This window comes from Sporosarcina siberiensis (assembly GCF_042681925.1).
Taxonomy (GTDB): domain Bacteria; phylum Bacillota; class Bacilli; order Bacillales_A; family Planococcaceae; genus Sporosarcina; species Sporosarcina siberiensis.
On the sequence record NZ_JBHUGI010000006.1, the window covers coordinates 209,922 to 231,724 of the forward strand.

The 21,803-nt window shown below is 38.5% G+C and carries 24 protein-coding genes and 1 tRNA gene; 22 read left to right on the forward strand and 3 right to left on the reverse strand.

Annotated features, from left to right (window positions below):
- The first annotated feature begins 1 nt into the window (after position 1).
- From ACFSFY_RS03985 to uvrC, 8 genes are all read left to right on the forward strand, one after another.
- Positions 2-415 (forward strand): DUF350 domain-containing protein, encoded by a 414-nt coding sequence (locus ACFSFY_RS03985; protein WP_381535872.1) that lies wholly within the window; start codon positions 2-4, stop codon positions 413-415.
- 260 nt (positions 416-675) lie between these two features.
- Entirely contained in the window at positions 676-2,373 is a 1,698-nt protein-coding gene (locus ACFSFY_RS03990; protein ID WP_381535873.1) for a long-chain-fatty-acid--CoA ligase, read from the forward strand.
- Positions 2,374-2,467: 94 nt separating this feature from the next.
- Complete coding sequence (locus tag ACFSFY_RS03995; protein ID WP_381535874.1) at positions 2,468-3,049, forward strand: TetR/AcrR family transcriptional regulator; 582 nt, start codon at positions 2,468-2,470, stop codon at positions 3,047-3,049.
- A 29-nt stretch (positions 3,050-3,078) separates the two neighbouring features.
- Entirely contained in the window at positions 3,079-3,852 is a 774-nt protein-coding gene (locus tag ACFSFY_RS04000) for an enoyl-CoA hydratase (protein WP_381535875.1), read from the forward strand.
- Positions 3,853-3,920: 68 nt separating this feature from the next.
- Complete coding sequence (locus ACFSFY_RS04005) at positions 3,921-4,694, forward strand: electron transfer flavoprotein subunit beta/FixA family protein (RefSeq protein WP_381535876.1); 774 nt, start codon at positions 3,921-3,923, stop codon at positions 4,692-4,694.
- 44 nt (positions 4,695-4,738) lie between these two features.
- Entirely contained in the window at positions 4,739-5,713 is a 975-nt protein-coding gene (locus tag ACFSFY_RS04010) for an electron transfer flavoprotein subunit alpha/FixB family protein (RefSeq protein WP_381535877.1), read from the forward strand.
- 136 nt (positions 5,714-5,849) lie between these two features.
- Positions 5,850-6,164, forward strand: a complete 315-nt coding sequence (gene trxA, locus ACFSFY_RS04015) for a thioredoxin (protein WP_381535878.1) — start codon at positions 5,850-5,852, stop codon at positions 6,162-6,164.
- Between the two features lie 65 nt (positions 6,165-6,229).
- The gene (gene uvrC / locus ACFSFY_RS04020; RefSeq protein WP_381535879.1) at positions 6,230-8,023 is read left to right on the forward strand and encodes an excinuclease ABC subunit UvrC; all 1,794 of its coding nucleotides are present in this window, start codon (positions 6,230-6,232) and stop codon (positions 8,021-8,023) included.
- A 41-nt stretch (positions 8,024-8,064) separates the two neighbouring features.
- Here uvrC and ACFSFY_RS04025 read toward each other — a convergent pair whose 3' ends face one another.
- Positions 8,065-8,463, reverse strand: coding sequence for a YslB family protein (locus tag ACFSFY_RS04025; protein ID WP_381536045.1), 399 nt, complete (start codon positions 8,461-8,463; stop codon positions 8,065-8,067).
- Positions 8,464-8,709: 246 nt separating this feature from the next.
- Here ACFSFY_RS04025 and ACFSFY_RS04030 point away from each other — a divergent pair, with 246 nt between their 5' ends.
- The 14 genes from ACFSFY_RS04030 (at position 8,710) to ACFSFY_RS04095 (ending at position 18,574) form a co-directional block, all read left to right on the forward strand.
- The gene (locus ACFSFY_RS04030; protein ID WP_381535880.1) at positions 8,710-9,324 is read left to right on the forward strand and encodes a succinate dehydrogenase cytochrome b558 subunit; all 615 of its coding nucleotides are present in this window, start codon (positions 8,710-8,712) and stop codon (positions 9,322-9,324) included.
- Between the two features lie 46 nt (positions 9,325-9,370).
- On the forward strand, positions 9,371-11,125 hold the full coding sequence (sdhA, locus tag ACFSFY_RS04035; RefSeq protein WP_381535881.1) for a succinate dehydrogenase flavoprotein subunit: 1,755 nt from the start codon (positions 9,371-9,373) through the stop codon (positions 11,123-11,125).
- 5 nt (positions 11,126-11,130) lie between these two features.
- The gene (gene sdhB, locus ACFSFY_RS04040) at positions 11,131-11,937 is read left to right on the forward strand and encodes a succinate dehydrogenase iron-sulfur subunit (RefSeq protein ID WP_381535882.1); all 807 of its coding nucleotides are present in this window, start codon (positions 11,131-11,133) and stop codon (positions 11,935-11,937) included.
- 153 nt (positions 11,938-12,090) lie between these two features.
- The gene (locus tag ACFSFY_RS04045; protein ID WP_381535883.1) at positions 12,091-12,546 is read left to right on the forward strand and encodes an acyl-CoA thioesterase; all 456 of its coding nucleotides are present in this window, start codon (positions 12,091-12,093) and stop codon (positions 12,544-12,546) included.
- Positions 12,547-12,609: 63 nt separating this feature from the next.
- The gene (locus ACFSFY_RS04050) at positions 12,610-12,831 is read left to right on the forward strand and encodes a helix-turn-helix domain-containing protein (RefSeq protein ID WP_417766395.1); all 222 of its coding nucleotides are present in this window, start codon (positions 12,610-12,612) and stop codon (positions 12,829-12,831) included.
- Between the two features lie 83 nt (positions 12,832-12,914).
- The gene (locus ACFSFY_RS04055; protein ID WP_381536046.1) at positions 12,915-13,361 is read left to right on the forward strand and encodes a MarR family winged helix-turn-helix transcriptional regulator; all 447 of its coding nucleotides are present in this window, start codon (positions 12,915-12,917) and stop codon (positions 13,359-13,361) included.
- 9 nt (positions 13,362-13,370) lie between these two features.
- Positions 13,371-14,189 carry a glutamate racemase gene (gene racE / locus ACFSFY_RS04060; RefSeq protein WP_381535885.1) on the forward strand — a complete coding sequence of 273 codons (819 nt, stop codon included), beginning with the start codon at positions 13,371-13,373 and terminating at the stop codon, positions 14,187-14,189.
- A 77-nt stretch (positions 14,190-14,266) separates the two neighbouring features.
- Entirely contained in the window at positions 14,267-15,025 is a 759-nt protein-coding gene (rph, locus tag ACFSFY_RS04065) for a ribonuclease PH (protein WP_381535886.1), read from the forward strand.
- A complete protein-coding gene (locus tag ACFSFY_RS04070; protein WP_381535887.1) occupies positions 15,022-15,636 on the forward strand; it encodes an XTP/dITP diphosphatase in 615 nt (204 codons plus the stop codon). Before rph ends, ACFSFY_RS04070 begins: the two co-directional genes overlap by 4 nt.
- The gene (locus tag ACFSFY_RS04075) at positions 15,633-16,127 is read left to right on the forward strand and encodes a metallophosphoesterase (RefSeq protein ID WP_381535888.1); all 495 of its coding nucleotides are present in this window, start codon (positions 15,633-15,635) and stop codon (positions 16,125-16,127) included. The genes ACFSFY_RS04070 and ACFSFY_RS04075 overlap by 4 nt, the downstream gene beginning before the upstream one ends.
- 77 nt (positions 16,128-16,204) lie before the next feature.
- Positions 16,205-16,278 (forward strand) — tRNA-Arg (locus ACFSFY_RS04080).
- A 521-nt stretch (positions 16,279-16,799) separates the two neighbouring features.
- Positions 16,800-17,219, forward strand: coding sequence for a DUF6843 domain-containing protein (locus tag ACFSFY_RS04085; RefSeq protein WP_381535889.1), 420 nt, complete (start codon positions 16,800-16,802; stop codon positions 17,217-17,219).
- Positions 17,220-17,339: 120 nt separating this feature from the next.
- A complete protein-coding gene (locus tag ACFSFY_RS04090) occupies positions 17,340-17,690 on the forward strand; it encodes a hypothetical protein (RefSeq protein WP_381535890.1) in 351 nt (116 codons plus the stop codon).
- A 203-nt stretch (positions 17,691-17,893) separates the two neighbouring features.
- Positions 17,894-18,574 (forward strand): DUF421 domain-containing protein, encoded by a 681-nt coding sequence (locus ACFSFY_RS04095; RefSeq protein ID WP_381535891.1) that lies wholly within the window; start codon positions 17,894-17,896, stop codon positions 18,572-18,574.
- A gap of 254 nt (positions 18,575-18,828) precedes the next feature.
- Here ACFSFY_RS04095 and ACFSFY_RS04100 read toward each other — a convergent pair whose 3' ends face one another.
- Together ACFSFY_RS04100 and ACFSFY_RS04105 are read right to left on the reverse strand one after the other, a co-directional pair.
- The gene (locus ACFSFY_RS04100) at positions 18,829-20,349 is read right to left on the reverse strand and encodes a CoA-acylating methylmalonate-semialdehyde dehydrogenase (RefSeq protein WP_381535892.1); all 1,521 of its coding nucleotides are present in this window, start codon (positions 20,347-20,349) and stop codon (positions 18,829-18,831) included.
- A gap of 21 nt (positions 20,350-20,370) precedes the next feature.
- Positions 20,371-21,732 (reverse strand): aspartate aminotransferase family protein, encoded by a 1,362-nt coding sequence (locus ACFSFY_RS04105; protein ID WP_381535893.1) that lies wholly within the window; start codon positions 21,730-21,732, stop codon positions 20,371-20,373.
- Between the last annotated feature and the right edge of the window lie 71 nt (positions 21,733-21,803).

Consider the following 21,803-nt stretch of genomic DNA (forward strand, 5'->3'; position numbering starts at 1 on the left):
AATGATCAAATCTGCTTTTTGGAACAATTCATTTGTTGAAGCTGCTGGATTTTTTAGTGTCGTAGTACTATGCCTCATTGTATCGATGGTGCTATTTGAGCTTGTTACAACATATAAAAATTGGGAACAAATTCAAAAAGGCAATATAGCTGTAGCGCTTGCGACAGGCGGTAAAATCTTCGGAGTATGTAATATATTCAGGTTTTCAATTGAAAGACATAATACATTATCTGAAATGATGTTATGGGGCTTATTTGGCTTTTCGTTACTAGTTTTTGCTTATATATTATTTGAATATCTGACTCCAAAATTCAGAGTAGATAAAGAAATTGAAAACGATAACCGTTCGGTTGGTTTTATTTCATTAACAATTTCAGTTGGTCTATCCTATGTAATTGGTGCTAGTATTTCTTAGGAGTGTTCACGATGGAGAAATTATCTAAAATTTTAATAGTTGTTTGTATTCTCTTTGTTTTAGTTGGAATATACTGGTTAAGCTTTGGTGCATCTAGCTAGTCAAGAACTATTACAAGTAAAAGTTGTTGTGGAAAGTACCTTTTTAGGTACTTTTTTTATTTTTAAGAAAAAATGTATTTGTAAGCGCACCCATTTAATACTATAATTAAGAATAGGAATATTCAAAGAATTAAAAGCTTAATAGAAAGGGGTCATCTAGTGACGAATAAAATCTGGTTGGATCTTTATCCAACAGAAATTCCGAAGACAATAGACTATGAAAAAATCCCTCTTCAAGAATTTCTGACTAGGGCAAGTAAGAAGTATCCAGATAAAACTGCAATCCATTTTTTGGGTAAGGATGTATCATATAAGGAGTTCCATGAATCTTCCTTAAAATTTGCCAACTATTTACGTTCAATTGGAATTGTAAAAGGTGACAGAGTAGCCATTATGTTGCCGAATTGTCCGCAAAATGCGATTGCTTATTTTGGTATTCTATATAGTGGTGCAATTGTTGTTCAAACAAATCCGCTGTATACTGAAAGAGAAATAAAATATCAAATGGTAGACTCTGGTGCTAAGGCAATAATAACGTTGGATTTACTTTATCCAAGAGTAATGAAAGTTGTTAAAAATACAGAATTGGAACATGTGATTGTAACGGGTATTAAAGACTATTTACCGTTCCCTAAAAATATTGTATATCCTTTTATTCAGAAAAGGGAACATGGTATTACGGTAAAGGTTGAACATCGTGGAATCAATCATTTATTTACGGAAATCATGAAAACAGCAAATACAGATGCGATACACAATGACTTTGACTTTGAAGAGGATGTAGCAATATTACAATATACAGGCGGAACAACTGGACCACCGAAAGGGGTTATGCTAACGCATAAAAACCTTATTTCAAATACGACTATGTGTAATTCTTGGTTGTATAAGTGTAAAGAAGGCGAAGAAGTCGGACTTGGTGTTTTACCCTTCTTCCACGTTTATGGGATGACAACAGTTTTAATACTAACGGTTATGTTAGGGAATAAGATGGTGTTATTGCCGAAATTTGATGCAACAACTACTTTAAAAACGATTCAAAAACAGAAACCTACATTATTTCCTGGAGCACCTACAATTTATATAGGACTTTTAAATCATCCAGATCTTGAGAAATATGATTTGTCTTCAATAAAAGCATGTATAAGCGGATCATCCGCGCTTCCTCTTGAAATTCAAGAGAAATTTGAAGAAGTCACAGGTGGAAAACTTGTTGAAGGTTATGGACTTACAGAAACATCTCCAGTAACACATGCGAATTTTGTGTGGTCAGACAATCGTCAAAAAGGGTCTATTGGTGTTCCATGGCCAGATACCGATTCATGTATTTTAGGTCCTGACTCAGCAGAACCGTTAGCATTTGGTGAAGTTGGCGAAATTGCAGTAAAAGGGCCACAAGTTATGAAGGGGTATTGGAATAAGCCGCAAGATACTGAAGAAACATTTAGAGACGGTTGGTTTTTAACAGGAGACTTAGGATATATGGATGAGCATGGTTACTTCTATGTAGTAGATCGTAAAAAAGATATGATCATTGCTGGAGGCTTTAATATTTATCCGAGAGAAATAGAAGAAGTTCTTTATGAACACGAAGCAATACAAGAATGTGTGGCTGCAGGTATACCCGATGCTTATCGTGGTGAGACTGTAAAAGTATTCATCGTGCTAAAGGAAGGTAAGAAAGTAACGGAAGAAGAACTGAACACTTTTTGCCGTGCACGACTGGCAGCATTTAAAGTTCCAAGACAATATGAATTCCGTACAGAGCTTCCTAAAACAGCTGTGGGTAAAATATTACGTCGGACACTTATTGAAGAAGAAAAGAAGAAGTCAGCCAACGAATCCCTTAGTTCGTAACTTAATGCTTGACTGAAACACTTATACCTATTAATATGAAAATATGAATGATGATTCATTCATATTTTCTTTTTTTATGGGGTGAAAAACAAAAGTGAAACGTGATAAACCAAAATACAAACAAATTATTGACGCAGCCGTAATTGTAATTGCTGAAAATGGATACCATCAAGCACAAGTTTCAAAAATAGCAAAGGAAGCTAATGTTGCAGATGGAACCATATATCTTTATTTTAAAAATAAAGAAGATATTTTGATATCAGTGTTTCGCGAAAAAATGGCGATTTTTGTTGATAATGTACAAATCATATTGAATCAAGACATTGATACATCAGAGAAACTATTAAAGATGATTGACAATCATTTTCGAGTTCTAAATGAAGATCGAAACCTAGCCATTGTTACACAGCTTGAGTTAAGACAGTCAAATAAAGAATTACGGTTTCGTATCAATGAAGTTTTGAAAGAATATCTCAGCCTTTTAGATGCTATCTTAAAAGAAGGTATTGATAAAGAAGAACTGAATATCTCTCTCGATGTTCGACTTGCAAGACAAATGGTTTTTGGAACAATTGATGAAACAATAACTTCTTGGGTGATGAATGATCAAAAGTATGATTTAATGAAACTATCTCCTGAAGTTCATAAGTTGCTCATGAAAGGTATGAAAGCTTAGAAATTCAGGGTGAAAAGGATGGGATGTATATGGAGTTTTTAAGCGTTGCTATTGAAGCTGGCGTAGCTGTAGTCACGATTAATAGACCGCCTGCAAATGCACTATCTCGTACTCTGATTTTAGAAGTAGACGAACTTTTGAATCTAGTTGAAAACGATGACTTGGTTCGAGTAATCGTTATCCATGGTGAAGGGAAGTTTTTCTCTGCCGGTGCAGATATTAAAGAGTTTACTTCAGTTACTTCTGGTGACGAGTTTACAAAACTGTCTGCAAGTGGACAGGAAGTCTTTGAAAGACTTGAATGTTTCAGTAAACCTGTAATTGCATCTATTCACGGAGCGGCTCTCGGGGGCGGACTTGAACTTGCAATGGCATGTCATATCCGACTTGTATCTGAGACTGCTAAACTTGGATTACCAGAGTTACAACTTGGTTTAATTCCTGGTTTTGGTGGAACACAACGTCTTCCTAGGTATGTAGGTATGCCTAAAGCAGCTGAAATGCTGTTAACGAGTGATCCTATTTCTGGAGTTGAAGCAGTTCAGTTAGGACTTGCCAATACAGCTTATTTGGAAGAAGAATTGTTCCAAAAAACTATGGAACTTGCGAACAAGATTGCAAGAAAAAGTCCGATTGCTGTAAAAGCAGCGTTAGAAATGTTGCAATTTTCGAAACATGCGTTGTATCATAAGGGAGTGAAAGCGGAATCCGATTCATTCGGAGAAGTTTTTATTTCTGAAGATGCAAAAGAAGGAATTCAAGCATTTTTAGAAAAACGAGCACCGATATTCACAGGGAAATAGAGTTATGGTAATAAGAAAGAGAATTAGTTGTAGAAATGACAACGAAAAAAGCTGAGGAGGTTTGCAACATGAATATTTATGTATTAGTAAAACGTACGTTTGACACAGAGGAAAGAATTTCGATTAGTGGCGGTAAAATAGCGGATGACGGTGCAGAATTCATTATTAATCCATATGACGAATATGCGATTGAAGAAGCAATCCAGGTGCGTGACGCAAATGGAGGCGAAGTTACAGTCATCACATTAGGTGATGAAGATGCTGAAAAACAACTTCGTACTGCTCTAGCAATGGGAGCAAACAAAGCAGTACTTATAAATACAGAAGATGATTTAGATGAAATGGATGAATTTACTGCTGCTAAAATTATCGCTGAATATTTAAAAGATAAAGATGCAGATTTAATTCTAGCCGGTAACGTAGCAATTGATGGTGGTTCTGGTCAAATAGGTCCACGCGTTGCTGAATTACTAAACATTAACTATGTAACTACAATTACTAAGCTTGAAATTGATGGCACAAACGTTAAAATCGTTCGGGATGTTGAAGGTGATTCAGAGATGATTGAAACTTCACTTCCTTTATTAGTTACTGCACAACAAGGACTTAACGAGCCGCGTTACCCATCACTACCGGGTATTATGCAAGCACGTAAAAAGCCTCTTGAAGAACTCGAGCTAGATGATTTAGATCTTGACGAGGACGAAGTTGCAGCTAAAACAGAAACAATTGAAATCTATCTTCCACCAGCAAAAGTAGCTGGCCGTGTTCTTGCAGGAGATCTTAGCGACCAAGTAACAGAGCTTATCGATCTACTTAAAAACGAAGCAAAAGTAATTTAATATTAGTGAACGTAAAATTGATATCGTAATTAGGAGGGACAATAATGTCTAAAAAAGTATTAGTACTTGGTGAGGCACGTGAAGGTGTCTTACGTAACGTTTCATTTGAGGCAATTGCAGCAGCGAAGAAAATTTCTGGTGGCGGAGAAGTTGTCGGAGTATTACTTGGCGATTCTGTGCAATCACTTGGTGAAGAAATGATTCAGTATGGAGCAGACCGTATCATTACTGTTGAGCATCCACACTTGAAACAATATACATCCGATGGCTTCGGTCAAGGATTCATGGCAGTTTATGAGCAAGAAAAACCGGATGCAGTTGTCTTTGGACATACAGCACTTGGTAAAGATCTTTCACCTAAAATTGCTAGTAAACTTTCATCAGGTTTAATTTCTGATGTAACTGATATTGAAGGAGAAGATGATGCTGCGGTATTCATTCGTCCTATATATTCAGGTAAAGCATTTGAAAAAGTGAAAAATAAAGACGGATTACTTTTCATTACAATTCGTCCAAATAACATTCCGCCACTTGAACTAGATTCAAGCCGTACGGGTGATATTGCTTCAATTACGGTTGAGATTACAAACTTACGTACAATCATTTCTGAAGTTGTTCGTAAAACTACAGAAGGCGTTGACATGTCTGAAGCAAAAGTTGTTATTGCTGGTGGTCGTGGAGTTAAGAGTGCAGAAGGTTTTGCACCATTACAAGAACTCGCGAATTTACTAGGCGGAGCAATTGGAGCATCACGCGGAGCTTGTGATGCAGATTACTGTGACTATTCTTTACAAATTGGACAGACAGGTAAAGTAATTACACCTGACTTGTACATTGGAGTAGGGATTTCTGGTGCAATTCAGCATATGGCTGGAATGTCCAACTCGAAAATCATTGTAGCAATCAACAAAGATCCTGAAGCAAATATTTTCAAAGTTGCTGACTACGGAATTGTTGGAGACCTATTTGAAGTAATTCCAATGATGATTGAAGAAGTTAAAAAAATTCAAGGTAAATAAATACAACGAGCCTCCTCAAATTGTAGGAGGCTTTTTTGTGTTGATTTACAAAAGGTATATAAGCATATTTTTCGCTCGGCGTATAGCTGCATGTTATAATAATAGGGAGTTAGATACTAAAGGAGGAATTATTTATATGACTATTATTAATGCAACCGATAAGGATTTTGCAGAAAACATTAAAGAAGGTGTTGTCCTAGTAGACTTTTGGGCACCGTGGTGTGGACCTTGTAAAATGATTGCTCCAGTTCTAGAAGAATTGAGCGGCGAAGTAGAAGGAAAAGCAAACATTGTGAAAATCGATGTTGATGACAATCAAGAAACAGCTAGTAAATATGGTGTTATGTCAATTCCAACTTTACTCCTTTTCAAAGATGGCGAAATCGTAGAAAAAGTTGTTGGTTTCCAACCAAAAGAAGCACTTTCAGCATTAATTACAAAGCATGCTTAATACTAATAACGAACCGGATTGCACTAGAATTAGTGGCATTCCGGTTTTTTTGGCAGGTGAATTAGATGCACGAGCTGATTGAACAGAAATTATCAATATTACCCGACTATCCTGGTTGCTATATGATGAAAGATCGTCAAGGTACGATCATATATGTAGGAAAAGCGAAGGTGTTGAAGCAACGCGTCCGAAGCTATTTTACGGGAACACATGACGCAAAAACACAACGGCTTGTTGGTGAAATTGTAGATTTTGAAACAATTATCACTTCATCCGACCTTGAAGCGCTTATTTTAGAGTTAAACTTAATCAAACAACATGATCCGAAATATAATATCATGCTAAAAGATGATAAAACATATCCCTATTTGAAAATCACATCAGAACAACACCCTAAATTAATCATTACAAGACAAGTAAAAAAAGACAAGGGTAAATATTTTGGACCCTATCCCAATTCATTTGCTGCAAATGAAACAAAGAAATTACTAGATAGAATCTATCCTTATCGAAAATGTCATACAATGCCGGATCGAGTATGTCTCTATTATCACTTAGGGCAATGTCTTGGACCTTGTGTCTATGACGTCAGCCAGGAAACATATAAAGAAATGATTGATAACATTTCGCGGTTTTTAAATGGTGGATACAAAAAAGTGAAAAATGAATTGTCCGTAAAAATGTTAGCGGCTTCAGAAGAACTTGAGTTTGAACGTGCACAAGAATTTCGAGATCAAATCATTAATATTGAAAAGACGATGGAAAAACAAACAATCACAATGAACGATTTTACAGACCGTGATATTTTCGGATATGCGGTTGAAAATGGTTGGATGTGTGTACAAGTGTTTTTTGTTCGTCAGGGAAAACTTATTGAGCGAGACGTGTCTATTTTCCCGTTGTATCAAGAGCCTGAAGAAGTATTGTTAACCTTTATTGGCCAGTTTTATAGTAAATCTGAACATTTAAAACCACAAGAAATCTTACTTCCAAGTGATATTGATGCAGGCATTATTCGACAGCTTTTAGAAGTGAACGTGTTTATTCCTCAAAGAGGTAAAAAGAAAGATCTCGTTAATTTAGCGATTAAAAACGCTGAAATATCATTAAATGAAAAGTTTTTACTCATAGAACGTCAAGAATCGAAAACAATTGGAGCTTGTGAAGATTTGGGAGAAGCGATGAACATTACAATCCCACTTCGAATTGAGGCATTTGATAATTCACATACGTACGGTGCGGATCCGGTTTCCGCTATGGTATCCTTTGTTGATGGAAAACCAAATCGAAAAGATTATCGGAAATATATGACCAAAACAGCTGCTGCTCATGACGACTATGGAGCTATGCGTGAGGTAGTTCGCAGACGCTATATTCGCGTCTTAAACGAGAACTTACCATTACCCGATCTTATAGTAATTGATGGGGGCAAAGGGCATATGGAGGTTGCACGTGAAGTAATTGAAGATGAATTAGGTTTGTCGATTCCGATTGCGGGACTCGCTAAAGACGACAAACATCAAACTTCGCAACTTCTTTATGGAAATCCAATTGAAATAATACCTTTAAAGAGGACGAGTGAGGCGTTTTACTTATTGCAACGAATTCAAGATGAAGTGCATCGGTTTGCAATAACGTTTCATAGGCAAAAACGAGGAGCAAATTCTTTCACTTCGGCTTTAGATGGATTACCAGGAGTTGGACCTGTAAGAAAGAAGAACTTACTAAAATACTTTAAAACAGTGAAAGCAATTCAGGAAGCGTCCATCGAAGAACTTCAAAAAGCGGGATTACCAACTGCAATCGCAGTTTCTGTGAACGAACATTTTAAAAGAGAAGAATCATTGGGAAAAAAATAAGATACTCAATCCAATTAGGCGAGTATCTTATTTTTAATGTGTCAAACTTTTGATTTTAAGTCCCATTTCACATGTAGCTGAATATGAGCATCTTTTTTACTTGTTTTTACCTCGCCGAAACATTCAGTAAGAACTCCATTGATTTTTTGATATTGTTCTGCAATGAAACCTGCTTCTAGACCAAAAGTTCTTTTTTGGCTGTTCATGTATTCGGAGTTGTCTTTTAAAATGTAAAAGTCTTCATATTTAGTAGTCTTTTCAAGCGTAAGTAAACCCCATCCTGCTTCTATAAAAAAAGATGGAAGCTCATCTATGGCGAAAATAGGGAACTTTCGAGCGATTTCTTTACCAGACCAATATAGAATATCGCTTTCGTTGGGACCAAGTATGCTTGGTAATACATGGTCGCGCAAAATTTCATAGCCAAAACGAGTCGGCATTCCGTATGTATTGTTATCCAATAGATTGTGCAACCCTTCTAGACAGTAATTTTTATGAAATTAAATAATATATAAATTTGAATAATTACACCCGAAAACCTATATCCATCTTGACCTCCTTAAATTGGAGGAGTACAATAGACATGTTCTAATATTGTACCATGAAGAGGTGTATCGTCAATCGATTTCTCGTGTCAAAACGATGTCAGTCGTGGGTATAACCTCAGTAAAAGGGAGGGTAAAAAATTGTTGAGAGAATCTGATTTTTATATTCGACGTCTTCATTCATTATTGGGTATTATTCCAATAGGGCTTTTTGTGACACAGCATTTGGTAGTAAACCATTTTGCGACACGCGGACCCGATGCTTTTAACACAGCTTCAAAATTTATGGAAAGCTTACCTTTCGTTCTTTTCTTAGAATGGTTTGTTATTTATATTCCATTATTGTTACATGCAGTTTTTGGTCTCTACATAGCCTTCACAGCTAAAAATAACGTCAAACGGTATGGCACATTCCGTAACTGGATGTTCAAACTACAAAGAATCACTGGTGTAATGCTTGTTATTTTCATTGCATGGCATATATATCAAACTCGTTTTCAAAAAGCGATTGGCGCGCAAGAAGTTGACTTTGATATGATGGCTAATATTTTAGCGAGTCCTTTCTTCTTGGTGTTCTACATTGTTGGTGTTCTTGCAGCTACTTTCCATTTAGCGAACGGACTTTGGTCTTTCCTTGTAACATGGGGTCTTGCACAATCGCCTCGATCACAAAAAATTGTTTCGTATGTTACGATTGGTGTGTTTTTAATCCTTTCAGTAATTGGAATGCAAGCAATTTTTGCGTTTGTTGTCTAAATAAGTAATTAAAATGTATATTTAAAAATTGAGGAGTGAAACAATAATGGCTAAAAGCGGATTGATTGTCGTTGGCGGCGGTCTTGCCGGTTTAATGGCTACAATGAAAGCGGCAGAAGAAGGAACGCCTGTTAAGTTGTTCTCCATAGTTCCGGTTAAACGTTCCCACTCCGTATGTGCGCAAGGCGGCATTAACGGTGCAGTTAACACAAAAGGAGAAGGAGATTCTCCTGCTATTCATTTCGATGACTCAGTTTACGGTGGTGACTTTCTAGCAAACCAACCACCAGTTAAAGCGATGACAGATGCGGCTCCTGGGATTATTCGTCTTATGGATCGTATGGGCGTTATGTTCAATAGAACGCCTGAAGGTTTACTTGACTTCCGTCGTTTTGGAGGAACACTTCATCACCGTACAGCTTTTGCGGGTGCTACGACTGGACAACAACTTTTGTATGCTCTTGATGAACAAGTTCGTAGATATGAAGTTGACGGTCTTGTTACGAAGTATGAGCATTGGGAATTTCTTGGAGTTGTTCTTGACGATGAAGGTATTTGTCGTGGAATTAAAGCGCAAAACCTATATACAATGGAGATTCAAGCATTCAAAGGTGACGCAGTTATTATGGCAACAGGTGGTCCCGGAATTATTTTCGGTAAATCTACAAACTCTGTCATCAATACTGGATCAGCAGCTTCGATCGTTTACCAACAAGGTGGATATTACGCAAACGGAGAATTCATCCAAATTCACCCAACTGCAATCCCAGGAGATGATAAACTTCGTCTTATGAGTGAATCAGCACGTGGGGAAGGCGGACGAATCTGGACATATAAAGACGGTAAACCTTGGTATTTCTTAGAGGAAAAATATCCTGCATACGGAAACCTTGTACCCCGAGATGTTGCAACGCGTGAAATCTTTGACGTATGTGTCAATCAAAAACTAGGTATTAACGGTGAAAACATGGTTTATTTGGATCTTTCTCATAAGGATCCACATGAATTAGATGTTAAACTTGGTGGTATTATCGAAATCTACGAGAAGTTTACAGGTGATGATCCTCGTAAAGTTCCTATGAAAATATTCCCGGCTGTTCATTATTCAATGGGTGGACTTTGGGTAGACTATGATCAGCAAACAAATATTCCTGGATTATTTGCAGCAGGAGAATGTGATTATTCACAGCACGGTGCAAATCGTCTTGGTGCGAACTCACTTCTTTCGGCAATTTATGGTGGGATGGTTGCTGGACCAAAAGCTATTGAGTACATGAAAGGTCTAAAGCGTACAGCTATAGAACTTCCATCGACAATTTTCGATTCAGCTGTAAAAGAAGAGCAAGAAAAATGGGATGCTACTCTTAAAATGGACGGAAATGAAAACGCGTATGTTCTTCACCGTGAACTTGGCGAGTTGATGACGGAAAACGTAACAGTAGTTCGTCACAATGATCGTTTGGCAAAAGCGGATGAAAAGATTCTGGAACTTCTTGAGAGATATGAAAATATTAGTATGACCGACACTCAACTTTGGTCTAACCAAGGTGCGACATTCGCACGTCAATTGAAAAATATGTTATATTTAGCACGTGTTATTACATTAGGTGCTCTTAATCGAAATGAAAGCCGTGGCGCACATTATAAACCAGAATTTCCGAACCGTGATGATGAGAATTTCATGAAAACGACAATGGCGAAATTCGACGGAAAATCAGCACCAATCTTCCATTATGAAGAGATTGACGCTGAATTGATTCCACCACGTGCACGTGACTATTCTGCATCGAAAGGGGATTGAAGTAATTGAGTAATCTAAATACAGCTGTTCCAGAACATGAACAGAAAACAAAGCCAAAAACTGTAGTATTTGAAATACAGCGTCAAGATAAATCGGATTCTAAACCGTACTGGGAAACATTTGAAGTACCTTATAGACCAAATATGAACGTAATTTCTGCACTTATGGAAATTCGTCGTAACCCAGTGAATGCAGATGGTAAAAAGTCTACTCCGATAAGCTGGGATATGAACTGTTTGGAAGAGGTTTGTGGTGCATGTTCAATGGTCATCAATGGTCGTCCACGTCAATCGTGTACAGCGCTCGTTGATCAATTTGTACAACCCATCAAACTTGAGCCAATGAAAACATTTCCAGTCGTCCGCGACCTTATCGTAGATAGAGAGTTTATGTTTGATTCGCTTAAGAAAATTAAGGCATGGGTTCCTATCGATGGTACGTATGACCTTGGTGATGGTCCTCGTATGCCTGAACGTAAACGTCAATGGGCTTACGAGCTTTCGAAATGTATGTCTTGTGGTGTTTGTCTTGATGCTTGTCCGAACGTGAACGATAAAACGAATTTCATCGGTCCAGCACTTATATCACAAGTTCGTCTTTTCAACACGCATCCAACAGGTGCAATGAACAAAGATGAACGTCTTGATGCTCTTATGACGGACGGAGGAATTGCTGAATGTGGTAACTCACAGAACTGTGTTGTTGCATGTCCAAAAGGAATTCCGTTAACAACATCTATTGCAGCTATGAACCGTGCTACAAATATTCATATGTTCAAAAACTTCTTCGGAAGCGACCATATGGTTGACTAATATAAACAAATCCTGTTCTGGTTACAATCCAGGACAGGATTTTTTTAATTTATTTTATTTAATATAGTTGTTTCATTGTTCAATTACTGTCATATGTTTGGTACAATATGATAATGAACAATGATTCATTATTTTATATAGGGGGTAAATTTCATGAGAGCGAGTTACATAAATGAGTTAAATGAATGGGCTTCTGAATTCAAATTTTCGGTTTCCGTATCGGTACGGTTTTCTGAGACAGATATGTATGGTCATTTAAATAATACGGTCACATTCGCATATTATGAGTACGCAAGGATTGAATATTTAAAACAAATTGGCCTAATGAACGACTGGTTAGATCCTAATGGTGTCACTATTCCGGTTGTAGCAGATTTACAGTGCGATTATTTGAAACAAGTATTTTTTGATGAGGCACTTGATATCTATGTGAAAGCAGCTTCGGTTGGTAATTCTTCAGTAGACATTCACTACATGGCGAAGAACGCCAAAGATGAAATTGTATTTACAGGGCGAGGGACACTAGTGCAGATTAGTAAAGAAACAGGACGAGGAATAGTTTGGACAGAAAAAGAAAAGTCGCTTTTTGTCGGTGAATCTATCAAATAGCCGTCACAGCTTACACTCCTTTCACATATTTTAAAGTGAACGTGATAGGAGGGGCGCGTCTTGATAGATGAATCAAAACATCGGTCATTGTTGACTGTAAGAGAACGACAAATCTTTAATCTACTCATTGAGGATCAGACGACAAAAGATATCGCAGGACGGCTCGGTATTAGTGAAAAGACTGTCCGAAATCACATCTCGAACACAATCCAGAAACTTGGAGTTTCGGGCAGGGCACAAGCTATTATTGAGTTATTAAGGCTCGGTGAACTTAAATTAAGTTAAACTTATTGCCTTAAGTGATGAAAAGGGTGACAATGAGAGAAACAGTACGCTTTTTTGAGGAGCTGATTCACTTGACGGAACAGATGACACCTAAAAATCACACTACAGAAGAAATCGCACATATGGAAAAAGAGTTCCGCTACATTGCAGCAATTATTAAACAAAAGGGACGAAAAATCCTTGAGAATTACACGATAACACCTCCCCAATTCATAGCATTGCAATGGCTGTTTGAGCATGGAGATATGACAATTGGAGATTTGTCGAACCGAATGTTTCTAGCATTTAGTACGACAACGGATCTTGTTGATCGTATGGAAAAGAACAATCTAGTGAAGCGAGTTCGTGATGAACATGATCGTCGAGTTGTCCGAATCCATCTTCTTGCTGAAGGGGAACGTGTAATTGAAGAAGTGATAGACAAACGCAGTTATTATCTCAGCACAGTGTTATCTGATTTTGATCAAGAAGAGATTACGCTTTTTTCATCTCTACTGACGAAACTTCATGATGAGATGAAAAAGGATTGAGGGATTGAAATGGACGCAGCAATCGGTATTATTGATTCAGGTGTTGGTGGTTTAACAGTTGTAAAGGAAATGTTGAAAGTTTTGCCGAACGAATCGATTATATATATCGGCGATCGAAAACGCTGTCCTTATGGGCCACGTTCGGTGGAAGAAGTTAAAACCTTTACGATTGAAATGGCCACTGCACTTTCCCAAATGGGGATAAAAATGCTAGTAGTTGCTTGCAATACAGCAACTGCTGTAGCGCTAGATGATATTCGAGCACTCTTTAGTTTTCCAATAATTGGCGTTATAAATCCCGGAGCACGTGCAGCAGTAAATGCTACAAAAACGGGTAAAATAGCAGTTCTTGGAACAATCGGTACTATTAAAAGCGGTTCTTATGATGCCGCGATTAAAAACTTAATCCCTGAAGCCACTGTTTATCCACTCGCTTGTCCGGAGTTCGTTCTTATTGTCGAAAGTGGTCAATACAAGTCGGAAAATGCAGATGAAGTTGTTAAGAAATCACTTGCACCAATTACTAAATTGGATTTCGATGCTGCTATATTAGGGTGTACGCATTACCCACTTTTGGAAGATAAAATCGAAAAATATCTTTCGAAATCCGTGAAAATTATTTCCTCAGCGATAGAAACAGTGCGCGATGTTGAAGAAACATTATTAGTTACGGGTGTTCGGAATTTAGCAGAGGACACGACTGAACCTATTTTTTATACAACCGGTTCAATCGATGGTTTTCAAAATATTGTAATGGATTGGTTAGACATAAAAGAACCTGATGTTAGGTATATTGAATTGGAATTAGCCCAGAATGTTGAAAGTTAACATTCTGGGTTTTTGCGTATAAGAATCAGGTTATGATAAGATGAATTACGGAATTACAATAGTGGAGGGTACCCAATATGAGACATGATGGCAGAACGTTAAATATGTTAAGACCAGTAAAAATCGAAACGGATTATTTAATTCACCCCGAAGGATCTGTACTTATTTCGGTCGGCAATACAAAAGTAATTTGTACAGCGTCTGTTGAGGACCGTGTACCGCACTTTTTAAGAGGAAGCGGAAAAGGCTGGATAACTGCTGAGTATTCCATGTTGCCCCGTGCTACAGGCCAGAGAACGCAACGTGAGGCTGCAAAAGGAAAAGTCAGTGGACGAACGATGGAAATTCAACGTCTAATCGGTCGTGCATTACGTGCTGTAGTAGATTTAGAATCTCTTGGGGAACGCACCATTTGGATTGACTGTGATGTAATACAAGCAGATGGCGGAACGAGAACTGCATCTATTACTGGAGCCTTCGTTGCTATGACGATCGCAATTGCAAAAATTAACTCTGAAAAGCAATTCAGGATATTTCCGGTATCTTCGTTACTTGCGGCAACAAGTGTAGGCAAGACAATTGAAGATGAACTAATCGTAGATCTTGATTATATAGAAGATTCTTCCGCAGCTGTGGATATGAACGTCGTCATGACAGGTCGTGGAGAATTCGTAGAATTACAAGGATCCGGTGAAGAAGCGACCTTTACAAGGGCTGAAATGAATGATCTTGTTGCGCTTGCAGAAGAGGGGATTAAGGAATTATTTGAAATCCAAACGAATGCTTTAGGCGATATGGCAGACCTAATAGGCTTTTATGGAAGTGTACCCGAATGAAAGAAGTACTGATTGCGACGAATAATATGGGGAAAGTCAATGATTTCTCTAAGCTACTTGAGCCTTTTGGAATATCGGTTTTATCGTTAAATGATTTGGATGAAGCAATCGATGTTGAAGAAACTGGGGATACGTTTGAGGCGAACGCTATTTTGAAGGCGGAGACTGTAGCAAATCTACTTGGTAAAATTGTTATAGCGGATGACAGTGGACTTGAAATAGACGCTCTCCACGGTGCACCTGGTGTTTATTCTGCACGCTTTGCGGGGCCTTTAAAGGGCGATGAAGCGAATATCGATAAAGTGTTGGTTGAAATGACTGGAGTGCCTATGGCGGAGCGTACGGCCCGTTTTCGATGTGTCCTCGCAGTTGCGGGGCCCAATTTTGAAACGGAAACATTTTCAGGCAGTTGTGAAGGTCTAATTCAGTTGGAACGAAAAGGGGATAACGGATTTGGTTACGACCCGATTTTTTATGTTCCAGAAAAGAAGCGTACAATGGCACAGTTAACACCTGATGAGAAAAATGAAGTTTCCCATCGTGGTGCAGCCCTATCGAAATTGCAAGGTGAAATTTCAATTTTAACAGGTGAAGTGAGTGATGTACTATGAAAATTATCGTTATGAGCGATTCGCATGGAGATAAAGAAACGGTGAAAGCTGTTTCTCTACAATCCGGTGATAAGTATTTTCATTGTGGAGATAGTGAACTGGCTTATACGGATCCTGTGTTTTTAGAAATGCATAAAGTTCGTGGTAATTGTGATTTTGATGCTGATTTTCCTGCAAAATTAGTAGTACCTGTTGGAGATAAAAAAGTATTAACTGTACACGGTCATGAACATGGTGTTAAAGAATCACTTACAAGGCTCTATTATTCTGCAAAAGAAAATAATGCAGATATTGTCTTATTTGGTCATTCTCACCTGTACGGAGCAGAAATGATTGATGGAGTTCTATTTGTTAATCCTGGTAGTACAATGCAACCAAGAGGTGGTAAGAAGCCTACGTATGCTGAGATTGAATGGAATGGAACAGTTGCTGTAACCTTTAAAAATATGGACCATAATGTGGTGGATTCAATTTCTTTTAAGAATTTTTAAAAATACCTTTGACATTTGCTTTGAAAGTAACTATACTAAAGTTTGTCGTTAGCGATCATCTGATTGTTCAACAACATGTCTCAGTAGCTCAGCTGGATAGAGCAATGCCCTTCTAAGGCATCGGTCGCAGGTTCGAATCCTGCCTGGGACGTACATAAAAAGTGGAAGTACAAAGGGTAATGAAAAAAATCTCCTCAAACGTTTAAGTTATAGCGTTTGTGGAGATTTTTTTATTTGGCGATAAAATGAGAGCGTGTTTGAATGCGATAGTAGATGAAAAGGTTCAACAGATGGGCTAAAATTTTATGTAGATAAACTATTGCTTTCCGTTCCGGGGCGCGCTTTCCGCTGGAGAAGAATAAAAACCATTCTTCTTTGGGCATGGCTTGAGCCAAGTGAACAGCGAAGTGTTCGCTTTGCCGTATTTCTGTGGTTTGGCAGAAATTAAGGCAGACTTAATGTTCCTTCGCTGCGCTCCGTCCAGGGTCTCAAGGCGAGTGCAAAGATATGCTCAAAAAGCTAACGCTTTATCTCGCAAAAGCCGTTCTTCGTAACGACTTTCGCTGATCCTCTCGGAGTCGAAGCCTGCACTTCAAGCAACGGAGTGTAGTTATTATAAAGCACGTATTCAAGAATCGGGCCAGTTTAGTTAAAGAAAGGGAAGGTGGGAATTTGAAAAGAATAATATGGTGGTTGAGTTTAACTCTATTAATAGTTGCGGGGTTTTTATACATTAGTTATGAAATGGCACATTCGGATGTATCGGTCGTTTATCATCTTCCTGAAGGCTTCGATGGCTGTATGTATCTACTATATAATCAGCCTAATGAAGAACCGTTAAAAATAGACGACGAAGAAATAATCATTAAAATTCCTGATGATGGGATAGTATCAACATCATCTTCGTCAGATGTTATCTCTGGTTTAGGGTGGCATAAAGTAAAAGCTTTTTATGTCAATGAAAAAGGAGAACGACTTGAAGAGATTCCCAATGAAAAATTCACAAATGGTAGTACATCAATAAGAAATAATAACCCTCAAACTGAAAAATTCAGTATCTCTTTTGATGCTAGAAATGGTTTTTGTCATTAACTATTAAAGTCAGCACATGTGGGGTTTAGTAATTAAACTAAAGGGTGCAGTTCTTGTATAAGAAATCTGAAACCTATTCAGTAATAGTTCCAATTTATGAGATCAGAGAGGAGAAATTCAATGCGTGTATTATCTGTTCTGCTCACAATATTTTTAATCCCTCTAATTTTAATAGGTTGTACCGTCAGTCCAGGACAAAATACAGGCGGTTTTTTAAGCAAAAAACAAGTATTAAAGCTAGATTCTAATGCAGATATTCTTGAGTATGATGGGATGGTTTATAAAGCTGGAATTGACTGGGTTGAGCAAGAAAAATTAACAAAGGGCGAGCAAGTTGGAAAGGTGTCTGAAGGAATGGCTAATAATTTGTCGATTGATGCAAAAATTTATGTTTCAAAAGAAAGAGGAGATATTCTGATAGTGAAGGATGATGGAGAAGAAAAAATGTATCTACTGCAAGTTGGCGAATGAAGAGTCTCTTCTCTTCTCTCTCTCTATAGGGTGTTTTAATTGATCAATCAGCTGCCTTAACAGGGCGGCTTTTCTTATTGTGTAATGAAGTTAACTACTTCCATGAAGCAGACAATGTTAATTCGAGATTATATTCTAGTAATAACTAGGGTAGATTAAAGGAGGATGGCGTGTTTTAAAGATGGATGGAGTGTTGTTAATAAATGAGTATAGCAAACTTAACAATTGAGCTTATAGTTGGATTTGTTTTCCTGTTCCTAATAATTAAGTTTGTAGGGAAAAAAATTATTAATCAGATTTCCCCTTTCACCTTTATTGCGGCGATTGTGTTCGGCGAACTATTAGGAAATGCTTTATATGATGAGAAAGTAGGCGTGTTTTATATTGTTTACGCGATGGCAATATGGGGTGGGTTGCTTTTTACTTTTGAATACCTAAGTCAAAAATCCCTTGCGTTTAGGAGCGTGGCCGAAGGGAAACCCTCGGCACTTATCAAAAATGGAATCGTTGATCGAGAGATGTTAAAGAAAAATAGGCTGACTATTAATCAGTTACAAAGTTTACTGCGACAAAGTGAGACCTTTTCTATTCGTGAGGTCGCCTATTGTTATTTAGAGGCGAATGGATCGATTAGTATTTTAAAGAAATCAAAGTACCAAAAAACGACTCAGGAAGATTTCAATATGCCTTCAAAAGTATCCTATGTTCCAGCCACTTTAATAAGAGATGGTGAAGTTTTATGGGATGAAATTATTGATTTAGGTTTTAATGAAACTTGGTTAAAATCACAATTAAACGCTCAAAATATTACTGATTACCAAGATGTTTTTATAGCCGAATGGCTTCAAGGAGACGGTCTTTTTGTACAGACTTTTAAGAATTAAATGGTGCATTGTTCGTTTGTTTTTGTTGTATAAGAACTACATTTCAATCGGACCAGTTTGTGAATCGGCATCTCTTATGAGGTGCTTTTTATTTTACCAACAAGAAAAATAGATACAAAATTCATTTCTAGATAATGCTTACTTCAGGCCATAAAAAATACTCCTCGAAGGTAAACAGGTTTTTCGGCTGTCTACCTAATGAGGAGTATTTCGGTTCCAAGAAGTACAGAAGTTCATACTTTTAAAGCAAATGATCAGTCGTTGTTGCTTGGAAAAGCAAATGTTGACACGGATTCGCTGTTTTCTTCAAACCACTTTTCTGAAATGGTTTTGGTTTTGGTGAAAAAGCGGACTTGGTCTGGTCCGAACATATGTCCCTCGCCGAATCTAGAGCGCTTCCAGCCAGCAAAGTTGTGATATCCGACGGGAATTGGAATGGGCACGTTAATCCCGACCATTCCGACATCGATTTCCGTAGCGAATTTGCGAGCGGCCGCCCCGTTATTTGTGAAAATTGTGACCCCGTTTCCGAGCTCATGTGCATTGACTAAGTCGATAGCTTCCTCTAATGAATTTACCCGGACGACGTTACGAGCCGGTCCAAACACCTCTTGCTCATAAATTTCCATACCAGGTTTGACGTTATCTAATAAGGTTGGACCTAGATAGAAGCCGTTGGAACTTTTAGCGATGTCTGGGTTGCGTCCATCGCATACAAGTGTAGCGCCTTCTTTCAGGCTACGGTCTATAAAGCCGATAATTGTATCCTTTGACACTTTTGTAATAACAGGTCCAAAATCAACGTCTGGATCTGTGTATGGGCCTACTTTTAATGTTGCAATTTTATCAGCCAGTACTTTAACAAGTTTATTTGCTGTTTCCTCGCCAACGGGAATGATTGTGGAAATGGCCATACAGCGTTGGGATGCGGCTCCGAATGCTGCGCCTAAAAATGCGTTTGCAACCTGTTCTAAATCTGCATCGGGCATGACAATCATATTGTTTTTGCCGCCACCTAAAGCCGTAACGCGCTTGCCATATTTAGAACCGGTAGTGAAAATCGTTTCAGCGACTGCTGTGGAGCCGACAAACGAAACGGCTTCAACAACAGAGTTTTCTAAGAGCTCGTTAACCGCATCCTTGTCCCCATTGATGACCGTCCAAACACCATTCGGTAAACCCGCTTCTTTCCAAAGTTCCGAAATAAACAATGCTGAGCAGGGCACACGCTCGGACGGCTTTAAAATGACTGAATTGCCGACAGCGACCGCCATACTTGTCATAGCAAGTGGGACCATCACTGGAAAGTTGAAAGGGGAAATCGCTGCAACAACGCCCAGTGGTACTTTTGCAGAATAAGCATTAATATTTCCACCCACATTGACAGAGTAATCGCCTTTTAATAAATGAGGGGCACTGATGGCTAAGTCGACGGATTCTAAACCACGTGTAATTTCCCCTCTCGCATCCTCAACTGTTTTACCGCTTTCCAAACAAATAATGTCGATGAGCTCATCGATACGTTCGGTCATCATTTGCCGAAACTTCATAACAATTTCAACGCGTTTGCCAACCGACTGGGCGCGCCATGCTGGAAAGGCTGCTTTAGCTTTTGCAATTGCGAGTTGAACTTCCTCTTTCGTTGCAATAGGGACCTTTGCAATTACAGCCCCCAAGCTTGGATTGAAAACATCTGAGAATTTACCACTTGTGCCTGCAACGATTTCACCATTAATAAAATGCCCGAGTTCTTTTACCTCTGTATTCGTTACCATAAATTCATTTCCCCTTTTTGTTTATGCTTTTGGAAGTAGTTCATGTAAAGCGTGTGTAAGTTTTTCAACGATCAAATCTTTTTCTGCTACTGAGATAATTAGAGGTGGAGCGAGCGTTAACGTATTGTTAAAGCCTGCAACCGTGACACCATTTTTCCCGATGATTAACCCTTGTTCTTTACATAAAGAAATGACTTTGTTGACAGCAGTTACATCAAGTGGTGTTTTGCTGTCTTTGTCATGCACGAGCTCAATGCCGATTAGTAAACCTTTACCGCGGACGTTGCCGACATTTGGATGATCCTTTAAGCGTTCTTGTAGTTCCGCATGGAGAATTGCGCCCATTTCTTCTGAGCGAGCAAATAGATTTTCATTTTCCATGATTTCGATATTTTTGAGTGCAACCGCACAAGCCGCTGGAGAACCACCGAATGTGTTTACGTGGCGGAAAAAATCATACTCCTCGCTCCCGGCAAAAGCCTCATAAATTTCGCGCCGTACAGCTGTAGCAGATAATGGCATATAAGCGCTTGTTAAGCCTTTGGCCATAGTGACAATATCCGGTTGAATGCCGTAGTTTTGAAAGCCGAATGCTTTGCCTGTTCGTCCGAAACCACAAATTACTTCATCGACAATGAGCAGAGCCCCATGCTTTTCACAAACCGCTTTTACCCCACGCAAATAGTCCTCATGCGGCATAATCACACCGCCACCAGTAATAATTGGCTCGAGTATAACACCGGCTATCGTCTCGGACATTTCCCAGGTCATGACATTGTCAATAGCCTGTACAGATGGAAGGGCAGTTGGATCTGTAATGTGATCTTCGTTTGCACGGTAGGCATCTGGTGGGGCAACGTGAATGAAACCAGGTGCTAAAGGCTCGTATTTATATTTGCGCTGTGCTTGCCCTGTTGCTGCTAATGCCCCCATTGTACTGCCGTGATAGGCACGATACCGAGAAATGAATTTAGTGCGATTTGTATGTCCTTTTTGCTGATGGTATTGACGTGCGATTTTAAAAGCGGCTTCGTTGGCTTCTGAACCACTGTTAGAATAAAAGACTACGTAATCGTCGCCTAATAATTCACTGATTTTTTCACTCAGTTGAATGGCAGGAATGTGCCCAACGGATAGTGGAGTATAGGCATTTTCCAATAATTGCTCATAAGCTACTTTAGCGATTTCCTCTCGTCCGTAGCCAACGTTCACACACCATAAACCAGACATAGCATCTAAATAACGTTTTCCATCAATGTCCGTTATCCATGCGCCTTTCGATTTCTGAATAATTGACGTAGCGTTTGGGTTGTAGGGCTTCATGGAATGCCATACATATTGCTCATCTTTTACTTGCCAATTTTGACTTGTTAAATTCGTCATCGAACCTCAACACTCCTTCATTTATATACTTCTATAAATCCATTATTCTACTTCTTTAGAAAAAGAGCGGC